Raw genomic sequence first — 6,390 nt, 5'->3', positions numbered from 1 at the left:
GCGTGATCATGGCAGGGGGATGGCTCAGGTCTTGTCGATCAACGAGGGATCAGTGGGGTTTTGAGAGGTTCCCTTCAGCTTCAGCGTTTCCAGCAGCAGATGCGCCACCGACCCAGCGCCGGTGGTGCCCACTCCGGCATTGCGCACCTGGTCGCGCGGCAGCGCGAGCATGTCCTTCAGCGAGTCGGCCGGGAAGGAGGGGTGGGCCACAAGCAGTTGGGGCGACGAGCCGACGAGGGTGATGGGCGCGAAGTCCTTGATCGGGTCGAACGGAATCTTGGGCTGCACCGCGGGATTGGTCGCAAATGCGGCATCGGTGAGCAGGAGGGTATAGCCGTCCGCAGGGCCCTTGGCCACCGCGTCGGAACCGATCAAGCCGTTCGCGCCGGCTTTGTTGTCGACCACGACCGACCATCCCAACGTCTCGGTCAGGCGCTGTGCGATGGTCCGGGCAACCATGTCGGCACCCCCACCCGCCGCGTACGGCACGATCAGCCGGATGGGACGGTTGGGAAAACCGTTTGCGAATGCGGAACCACTCGTGGCGCCAGCGGCGTGCGCGGCGGCCAGGGCGACGAAGTGGCGGCGGGAAATGGAGGGCATGTTCACAGCTCCTGCGATCTAGGGTTGAGAAAAGGAAAGCGGAGACCCGCAGGCGCCGATGTACTCACGCTCCACGGTGGGCCCGAGCTGCAGCGCCAGATCGATGACACGGGCGGCACGCTGGAAGGCGCAAGCCTCTTCCGGGGAGATCACGGCGCCCTCCTGCCGGCCAATGATCACTACCTCGTCCCCCACCTGCGCATCAGGCAGGCTGCTGAGGTCGATGCGCGTGTATTCGAGCGCGGGCTTGCCGAGGACAGGCGCCCGCTGGCCGCGCACCAGCACGCTTGCAGCATGGACGCGATGCATGCCATCCGAGTAACCGATGGGCAGCACGCCGACCCGCATGCCCTGGCGCATCGGGAAGGCTGCCTGTTGCAGGTGCTCGGTGCGCTCGACGGTCCGCACGGCGAGAAGGCGGGTGCGCAACTGGGCGAAGGCCTGCGCCGGCCCTCCCGACAGGGAGGAGAACAATGCGGCGCCGGGGTCCACCGCGCTGAGCGCCATGGACGCGCCGGGCATCCGCAGCACCTTCGAACTCGCGAGCGCGAACCACGGCACGTCGATGCCATCGGCCCGCAGTTCCTGGTGCAACCCGACGAAGCGGTCGTATTGCCATTGCATGCACTCGCGCACGCCTTCCCCGTCGCCGTGCTGCACGTTCGGGTGCGCATGCACCGCAAACAATTCCATCCGTGGATGCGCATGCACCCGCCGGATGAATTCACGCGCCTGCGACAGAGGCACGCCGATGCGCTCGGGCCCGATGTCGACCTTCACGGCAACGCGCACCCGGGCCTTCAGGTGCTGTGCGAAACCGGCGAAGGAGGCCTCGTCGTGCAACGAAGGCATCAGCGAATATTCCTCGTGGACCGCGACGCTGTCTGCGTCCGCCAGAGTACCTGCGTACACCAGGATCGGCGCTTTGATGCCCGCTTCGCGCAGGGCGACCGCGTCGTGCAGGCTGGACATCGAGAGCGCGTCGGCGCCGTTCTCCAGCACCGTCAGTGCCACGGGCAAGACCCCGTAGCCGTATCCGCCGGCCTTCAAGGTCGCGATGAAAGGGCGGCCCCGGCCGATGACGGTGCGGATTTCGCGGGTACAGGCCGCAACCGCGCGCAGATCTATTTGGAAAACGTTGGGCCGATGGAGCATGGCCCGCACTGTCGCCCTGCGGCTGCGTGCTGACAAACGATGATTTTGGGCTGTATGCATGACTTAAAATCATGCGTATGCCGCGCAGTTCCAGCCGTGAGCTTCTTCCACCGCTATTGGCCGTGCGCGCCTTCGAGGCGGCAGCGCGGCGCCTCAGCTTCTCACTGGCTGCACAGGACTTGCATGTGACGCAGAGCGCCGTCAGCCGCCAGGTCCGGCTGCTGGAGGACTTCCTCGGCTACCGGCTCTTCGTGCGCCTTACGCGCAGCGTGGCGCTCACCCCGCAGGGAGAGGATTTCTTCCGGGCGGCACAGCAAAGCCTCGATATTCTCGAAACGGCAACCCGCCGCGGACGGGAATCCGGAGGCCGCTGCACGCTCAAGATCAGCATCACGCAATCGCTGGCTTTTGAGTACGTGCTGCCGCGGCTGCCTGCGTTCTCGGCGGCGTGGCCGGATATCGAGGTGCGGGTGCTGACATCGACCGCGCCCGCGGATTTCCAAAGCGATGAATTCGACGCTGCGATCCGGCTCGGCCCGTTCCCGGGCAAGCGCTATCTGCGCAACCAGCCGCGCATCCCGCATGAGCTGGTGCGCAGCTGGAACGGCGTCGCGGCGTTCCAGCTCTGGGACGAGGTCCTCACGCCGGTGGTCAGCCGCCGCTTGATCGCGCCAGGTGCGTTGCACTCGCCCGCCGACCTCTGCCAATTCACCTTGCTTTCCGTGGCCCCCCGTCCCACTGCATGGAGCGACTGGTTCCGTTCGCGCGGCGAGACGCTGCCTGCCAAGGTGGCGACGAGCGACTTCGGGCACTTCTTCATGACCTTGGAGGCGGCGCGCGCCGGGCGCGGGGTGGCATTGGTGCCCACGCTTTTCCTGCGCAGCCTCGATCCACTGTCCGATCTGTTCTGCCCTTTCGCGTCGAACGTGCCCAGTGCGGGCGAGTACTACTTCCTCTGCCGCGAAGAGACTGCCGCACGCGGGCCGGTCGAGGCGCTCATCGCCTGGCTGCAGGCCGATGCGCGCGAGTTTGCCGATGCGGCCGTGCAGTTCCCGCCGCGATAGGGTGGCCTTCGGCGCTTACTTCATGGTGAAGCGCGCGGTAGCGGCCTTGCCATGGACCGTGACGACCGCCACGGCCTTGGTGCCGGGCCCCACCTTGAAGCTTCCGGTGGCCTGCAGCCTGTCGCCAGCCGGCTGGAGATCGACCTCCTGCTTGTCGGTGCCGGTCAGCAGCGTGACTTTCGCGCGGGCCTGCGAGACATCGGCAGGGTTGCCGTGATCGCGCACATAGAGCTGGATCGTGTCGGGCCGGGCGACGAGTTCGTAGTCCACGTCCTTGACCTCGACCACGACGCCGCCGTGCATCGGCTGGTGTCCGTGGGCATGGTCGTGCTTGCCGCCCGCGGCGAAAGCCGCGCTGGCGAGAGTCAGGGTGATGGCAGCGACAGCAGCATGCGTCTTCATGGTGTTTCCTTTCGGATGGATGGAAAAAACGGGCATTGGGGAAATCACAGCGCCTCGGCGTCCTTGTCGTTCTCCAGCCGCTCGGCATCCTTGCGGCCGAACAGCCAGAACATGGCAGGTGTGAGGAAGGTGTCGAGCAGCGTTGAGCTGATCAGGCCGGAGAAGATCACCACGGCCACCGGGTGCAGCACCTCGGTGCCGGGCTGCTCGGCCTCGAACAGCAGCGGCGCCAGCGCGAAGGCAGTAACCAGCGCCGTCATCAGCACCGGGGAGAGGCGCTCCAGGGAACCGCGCAGGATCATCTTCCGGTCGAAGCGCTCGCCCTCGAAGCGCATCAGGTTGATGTAGTGGCTGACCTTGAGGATGCCGTTGCGCACCGAGATGCCCGCCAGCGTGATGAAGCCCACGAGCGCGGCCACCGACAGCGGCTGGCCCGACAGCGCGAGGCCGATCACCGCGCCGACCAGGGCCAGCGGGATGTTCACCATGATCAGGGCCGAGAGCGTGGTGGATTGGTAGCGGCTGTACAGCACCACGAACATCAGCGCCAGCGACACGATGGACAGCAGGCCGACGAGCCGCGCGGCTTCCTCCTGCGCCTGGAACTGTCCGCCCAGCGTGATGAAGGTTCCCTCGGGCAGCGGGGTTCCGACGACGGCCCGGCGGATGTCCGCAACGACCTCCGACAGCGCGCGGCCCGAAGCGTTGGCCGACAGCACGATGCGGCGCTTGCCATCGTCGCGGCTGATCTGGTTGGGGCCGTCGCCGTCCTCGATCGTCGCGACCTTCGAGAGCGGGATGTGGCCCGTCGGTGTTTCGATCAGGATCTGGCGCAAGCCCTCGATCGACCGCGCCGCCTCGGGCAGCTTCACCACCAGCGCGAAGCGCCGGCCTCCTTCGACGACCTGCGCGATCTTCTCGCCCTCGACCAGGCTCTGCAGCGTGGCCAGCACCTGCGGCGCGGGCACGCCGTACCGTGCGGCCGCGGCGTAGTCGATGTGCACCTTGATCTGCGGCGCCAGCACCTGCTTTTCGACCTGCAGGTCGGCGATGCCGGGAATCGCCGCCAGCCGCTGCCGCAGCGCCTCGGCCTGCCCGCGCAGCGCGTCCAGGTCCTCCCCGAAGATCTTGATCGCGATCTGCGAGCGCACGCCCGAGAGCATGTGGTCGATCCGGTGCGAGATCGGCTGCCCGATCTCGATGGCGGCCGGCAGGTTGGCCAGGCGTGCGCGGATATCGGCCCGCACCTCGTCCATGCTGCGCGTGAGTTCGGCGGTGGGCTTCAGGCCGACGTCGAGTTCGCTCACGTGCACGCCCTCGGCATGTTCGTCCAGCTCGGCGCGGCCGCTGCGCCGCCCCACGTGCGTGACCTCGGGCACCTGGCGCACCAGCACCTCGGCCTGGCGCGCCACCGCGGAGCTCTCCGGCAGGGTGACGCCCGGATTCAACCGCAGGCCGATCAGCAGCGTGCCTTCGTTGAACGGCGGCAGGAAGGTCGTCGGGAAGAAGGGCACCGCCGCCGTGGCCGCCACGACCGCGATGGCCGCGGCGGCGAGCGCGGCCCGGGGCCGCTCCAGCACGGCCTCCAGACCGCCCCGGTAGCGCGCCTTCAGCCAGGCGAGCACCCGGGTGTCGCCATGGTCCAGGTGCTTCATGCGGGGCAGCAGAAAGAAGCTCAGCACCGGCGTGACCGTCACCGACACCACCAGCGAGGCCAGCGTCGAGACGATGAAGGCGATGCCCAGCGGCACGAACAGCTTGCCCTCCAGCCCGGGCAGCGCGAACAGCGGGATGAAGACCAGCACGATGATCACCGTGGCATAGAGGATGGCCGAGCGCACCTCCATCGTCGCGCGGCCCACCACTTCGAGCGGATGCAGCCGCTTGCCAGGGTGCCTGGCGCGGTCTTCCTTCAGGCGGCGCAGCACGTTCTCCACGCCGACGACCGCATCGTCCACCAGCCCGCCGATGGCAATCGCCAGGCCGCCCAGCGTCATGGTGTTGATCGACAGGTCGAACCAGCGGAAGACCAGCGCGGTGATGAAGATCGACACGGGGATGGCCGTCAGCGCGATGATGGTGGGCCGCAGCGTGCCGAGGAAGAAGAACAGGATCGCCGCGACGAACACCGAGGCGCCGATCAGCTTGCCCTGCAGCGTGGTGATCGATGCTTCGATGAAGCTGGCCTGGCGGAAGGTGACGCGCGGCGCCTCCATGCCTGCGGGCAGCGAGCCCTGCAGCCCGGCCAGCGCGTCCTCGATGGCCGTGGTCAGGGCGATGGTGTCGGCCGTGGGCTGCTTCTGAACGCCCAGGATCACGGCCGGCTTGCCCTCGAAGCCCGCGTCGCCGCGCTTGATGGCGGCGGCGAAAGTCACTTCGGCGATCTGGCGCAGCACGATGGGCTGCCCCTGGCGGGCGGTGAGCGCGAGGTTTTTCAGGTCCTCCAGGCGCGACGTGCGGCCGATGTGGCGGATCAGGTATTCGCGCCCGTTCAGCTCCAGGAATCCCCCCGAAGTGTTGGCCGAAAAGCCCTTGAGCGCCGCGGCGAGCTGCTCGTGCGAGATGCCCAGGTCGGCCATGCGTGCCGTGTCCGGCTGCACCTGGAACTGCCGCACCTCGCCACCGATGGGAATCACCTGCGCTACGCCCGGCACCGACAGGAGCCGGGGGCGCAGCACCCAGTCGGCGTACTCGCGCACGGCCATGGGGCTGATCTTCTGCGGGTCGACCGGAATGGCGATCTGCATGATCTCGCCCATGATGGAACTGATGGGCCCCATGCGCGGCACGACGCCTTCGGCCAGGCCTTCCTCCATCGAGGCCAGCCGCTCGGAGACGAGCTGGCGGGCACGGAAGATGTCGGTGCTCCAGCCGAAGGTGACGTAGAGGAAGGACAGGCCGGCCGACGAGGTCGAGCGCACCGACTCGACGCCGGGCAGCCCGTTCATGGTCGTCTCCAGCGGGAAGGTGATGAGCTGCTCCACCTCCTCGGCGGCCATGCCGCCGGCCTCGGTCATGATGGTGACCGTGGGCTTGTTGAGGTCGGGGAACACGTCCACCGGCGTGCGGGACAGTGTGAAGGCACCGTAGGCCATCAGCACGACGCTGGCGATGATCACCAGCAGCCGGTTGGCCAGGCTGTTGTCGAGAAGCCACTTGAACATGC

Annotated in this window: 5 protein-coding genes; 1 reads left to right on the top strand and 4 read right to left on the bottom strand. The window is 67.7% G+C overall.

Going from position 1 to position 6,390, the window contains the following annotated elements:
* Positions 1 to 24: 24 nt before the first annotated feature.
* On the bottom strand, positions 25 to 603 hold the full coding sequence (locus tag AVS7_RS19305) for a tripartite tricarboxylate transporter substrate-binding protein (RefSeq protein ID WP_020229703.1): 579 nt from the start codon (positions 601 to 603) through the stop codon (positions 25 to 27).
* Between the two features lie 18 nt (positions 604 to 621).
* Positions 622 to 1,758 carry an alanine racemase gene (locus tag AVS7_RS19300; RefSeq protein WP_024001889.1) on the bottom strand — a complete coding sequence of 379 codons (1,137 nt, stop codon included), beginning with the start codon at positions 1,756 to 1,758 and terminating at the stop codon, positions 622 to 624.
* 122 nt (positions 1,759 to 1,880) lie between these two features.
* Between AVS7_RS19300 and AVS7_RS19295 the strand changes: the two genes are divergently transcribed.
* Positions 1,881 to 2,822 carry a LysR substrate-binding domain-containing protein gene (locus AVS7_RS19295; protein ID WP_159402793.1) on the top strand — a complete coding sequence of 314 codons (942 nt, stop codon included), beginning with the start codon at positions 1,881 to 1,883 and terminating at the stop codon, positions 2,820 to 2,822.
* Between the two features lie 15 nt (positions 2,823 to 2,837).
* On the opposite strand, the gene AVS7_RS19290 is transcribed toward AVS7_RS19295, so the two are convergent.
* Together AVS7_RS19290 and AVS7_RS19285 are read right to left on the bottom strand one after the other, a co-directional pair.
* Entirely contained in the window at positions 2,838 to 3,224 is a 387-nt protein-coding gene (locus tag AVS7_RS19290) for a hypothetical protein (protein WP_020229700.1), read from the bottom strand.
* A gap of 44 nt (positions 3,225 to 3,268) precedes the next feature.
* A complete protein-coding gene (locus AVS7_RS19285) occupies positions 3,269 to 6,388 on the bottom strand; it encodes an efflux RND transporter permease subunit (protein WP_020229699.1) in 3,120 nt (1,039 codons plus the stop codon).
* Between the last annotated feature and the right edge of the window lie 2 nt (positions 6,389 to 6,390).

It is taken from the genome of Acidovorax sp. MR-S7, assembly GCF_000400995.2.
Lineage (GTDB): Bacteria > Pseudomonadota > Gammaproteobacteria > Burkholderiales > Burkholderiaceae_C > MR-S7.
Note: the sequence above shows the minus strand (reverse complement) of the source record. Positions and strands in the feature narration are given on the sequence as shown.

What these genes read in the sequence shown, in the direction of transcription:
- AVS7_RS19305 (WP_020229703.1), bottom strand. Translation starts at nt 603, where the DNA reads ATGCCCTCCATTTCCCGCCGCCACTTCGTCGCCCTGGCCGCCGCGCAC.
- AVS7_RS19300 (WP_024001889.1), bottom strand. Translation starts at nt 1,758, where the DNA reads ATGCTCCATCGGCCCAACGTTTTCCAAATAGATCTGCGCGCGGTTGCG.
- AVS7_RS19290 (WP_020229700.1), bottom strand. Translation starts at nt 3,224, where the DNA reads ATGAAGACGCATGCTGCTGTCGCTGCCATCACCCTGACTCTCGCCAGC.
- AVS7_RS19285 (WP_020229699.1), bottom strand. Translation starts at nt 6,388, where the DNA reads ATGTTCAAGTGGCTTCTCGACAACAGCCTGGCCAACCGGCTGCTGGTG.